Origin of the sequence: Devosia insulae DS-56 (assembly GCF_000970465.2) — a bacterium.
Classification (GTDB): domain Bacteria; phylum Pseudomonadota; class Alphaproteobacteria; order Rhizobiales; family Devosiaceae; genus Devosia_A; species Devosia_A insulae.
Genome location: NZ_LAJE02000134.1, coordinates 1 through 2,585 on the forward strand (window position 1 = coordinate 1; position 2,585 = coordinate 2,585).

Sequence of the window (2,585 nt, forward strand, 5' to 3'; positions counted from 1 at the left end):
CATCCGCCCTTCGGGCACCTTCTCCCACAAGGGGAGAAGGCAAGAGGTGCCCTCCACCGCCATATGCGGTAGCCCTCCCCCGCAGGCGGGAAAGGGTGCGCCGACTGCAGCTTCAGTGGATTCCTTAAGTCGCCGCCGGAAACCGCACCCGCACCACCAGCCCACCGCCCTCCCTCGGCGTGCCATCAACCTCGCCGCCATGCGTATGCGCCACCGAGCGGACGATCGACAGGCCTAAGCCGGCGCCGCGGGTGATCGGGCCGCGGGTGGCGCCGGCGAGGCGTTCGGTGGCGGCGAGGCGGCGGAACGGCTCGAACAGGCTGGGGATCTCGTAGGCGGGGACGACGGGGCCGGTGTTTTCGACCACCAGTTCGACGCCGTTGCCGCTCATCGCGGTGTGGACGCTGACCCAGCCGTTCTCGGCAATATTGTACTGGATGGCGTTCTCGATGAGGTTCTGGATCAGCCGCTCGAGCAGGAAGGCGTCGCCCATGATGGTGCCGGGGACGAAGGCGGTGCCGAGCCGCACGCCGGCCCGTTCGGCGATCGGGGTGAGCTCAGTGACGATGTGTCCGGCGATCTCGCCCAGCTCGACCGTATGGAACTCGGCGGCGCGCTGCTCGCTGCTGGCGAGGGTCAGGAGGCCATCGGTCAGCTTCTCGTGGCGCTGGTTGACGGCCAGCAGCGTGGTGCCGAGCTGGCGCAGCGTGTCATCGGGGCCGGCCTCGAGCAGTGCCACTTCGATCAGCGTGCGAGTGATGGTGAGCGGGGTGCGCAGCTCATGGCTGGCATTGGCGACGAAGCGGCGCTGGCTGTCGAAGGAGCGGTCGAGCCGCTCCAGCATGGCGTCGAGCGTATCGGCGAGATCCTTGATCTCGTCCTTGGGGCCGGCGAGCGCGATCCGCTCATGCAGGCTGCGGTCGGCGACGCGGCGCGCCGTGGCGGTGATGTCGCGTAAGGGTTGCAGCGCCTGGCCTGCCACCAGCCAGCCGATGACCCCGGCAATGAGGGTGAGGATGCCGACGAGGATGAAGGACACCATCAGCATGGTGTCGAGCGTGTTGACCCGTGCCTGCCGCACCATGACGCTGATGCGCCCGGCCTCGTCCATCAGCTCGCGCGGCGGCAGCTCGCCCGGGGCGCCCAACTGGCCTTGCGCCATCGGCGCGTCGTCGGTCACCAGCCGGATGCTGAACTGCCGGTCGAGCACCACGCCCAGATAGAGATAGATGGCGACGATCAGCGCCACGCCGGCGACGAAAAAGGCGCCGGCATAGAGCAGGCTCAGCCTTGTGCGGATGGTCCAGGGGAAGCCAAAAATCTTCATTTAAGCCGGTACCCCACGCCCTGCACGGTTTCGATCAACTGCGGCTCGCCGAGTTTTCGGCGCACGTTCATCACGGTGAAGCGCACCACGCCCGAGAACGGATCGATCTGTTCGTCCCAGGCTTTCTCGAGCAACTGCTCGGCCGAGACGACGCCGCCATCGGCGCGCAACAGTTCCTCGAGCACGGCGAATTCCTTCTTTGACAGATCGATCGGCTGCTCGCCGCGCAGCACGATACGGCGGTGCGGATCGAGCCGGAGGCCGGAGCGTTCGAGCACCGGCGGGATGGCCGGCCGGGCGCGGCGGGCCAGCGCCTGGACGCGGGCCACCAGCTCGGCAAAGGCAAAGGGCTTGGTCAGGTAGTCGTCAGCGCCGAGCCCGAGCCCGGCGACGCGCTGCGCCACGGCGGTGGCGGCGGTGAGCATCAGGATGCGGGTCGGCGATTGGGTCTCGACCAGCACGGCGCAGACTTCATCGCCGGAGAGCAGCGGGATATCGCGATCGAGAACCAGCACGTCATAGTCATTGACCAGCGCCCGATCGAGCCCGGCCGCCCCGTCATAGGCGACATCCACCGCCATCCCATGGTGCCGCAGGCCCTCGGCAATCGAATCCGCCAGCTGCCGCTCGTCTTCAACCACCAGCACGCGCAACCAGAACACCCCCGCTAACCGCCAGTCTATCTGGCTACCCGATGGTCTGTTAGGGCGGCGTTAGGGCGGAAGGGTGGCGCCTCGTGCTCCCCTCCCGCGGCGCTACGGCGTCCGCTAGAAGGGGGCCCTATCGCCCCCTCGCCCCTCTGGGGAGAGGGCGGCGGATGAGGCCGAAGGCTTCATCCGCGGGGTGAGGGGCGCCAAGCGCTGGGACGGGTGTTGGATCGGTGACGGATAGGGTGGTGTGCTTGGCTACCCCTCACCCTGACCCTCTCCCCCCGGGGGCGCCATCGCGCTCCCTTAGGAGGGGCGAGGGGACGATGGAGGCACCGGCGGTGGCTAACGTCCGACCGCCCGCCTCGCCAACTGCACCGCGCCCTCCACCGGCGCGTCGCGCAGCACATGCACCTTGAGCTCCCTGTGCCGCCCGGTCACCGCCTGCTCGAACGCTTCGCGCAGGCGTGGCTGGTTGACGATGACGCTGCCGGCGACGACGACATCGGTGCCCGTGGCGCCGCGGGCCAGCAACTGGTCGACGAGGGCGGCGAGGGCGTGGGCGCCTTCGGTGATAACGGTCTGCGCCAGCGCCGAGTCGGCGTCGGCTT

General features: G+C 68.8%; 2 protein-coding genes and 1 pseudogene. All 3 read right to left on the reverse strand.

The window, feature by feature from the left end; translation table 11 throughout:
* Positions 1-124: 124 nt before the first annotated feature.
* Positions 125-1,327, reverse strand: coding sequence for a sensor histidine kinase (locus VW23_RS08250; protein WP_069909099.1), 1,203 nt, complete (start codon positions 1,325-1,327; stop codon positions 125-127).
* On the reverse strand, positions 1,324-1,989 hold the full coding sequence (locus VW23_RS08255) for a response regulator transcription factor (protein WP_280138977.1): 666 nt from the start codon (positions 1,987-1,989) through the stop codon (positions 1,324-1,326). Before VW23_RS08255 ends, VW23_RS08250 begins: the two co-directional genes overlap by 4 nt.
* A gap of 330 nt (positions 1,990-2,319) precedes the next feature.
* Positions 2,320-2,585, reverse strand: a pseudogene (locus VW23_RS08260) (hypothetical protein); the annotation flags it as partial.

Bases quoted from the DNA above. Each gene is read 5' to 3' on its own strand.
- VW23_RS08250 (WP_069909099.1), bottom strand. From the start codon at position 1,327: ATGAAGATTTTTGGCTTCCCCTGGACCATCCGCACAAGGCTGAGCCTG.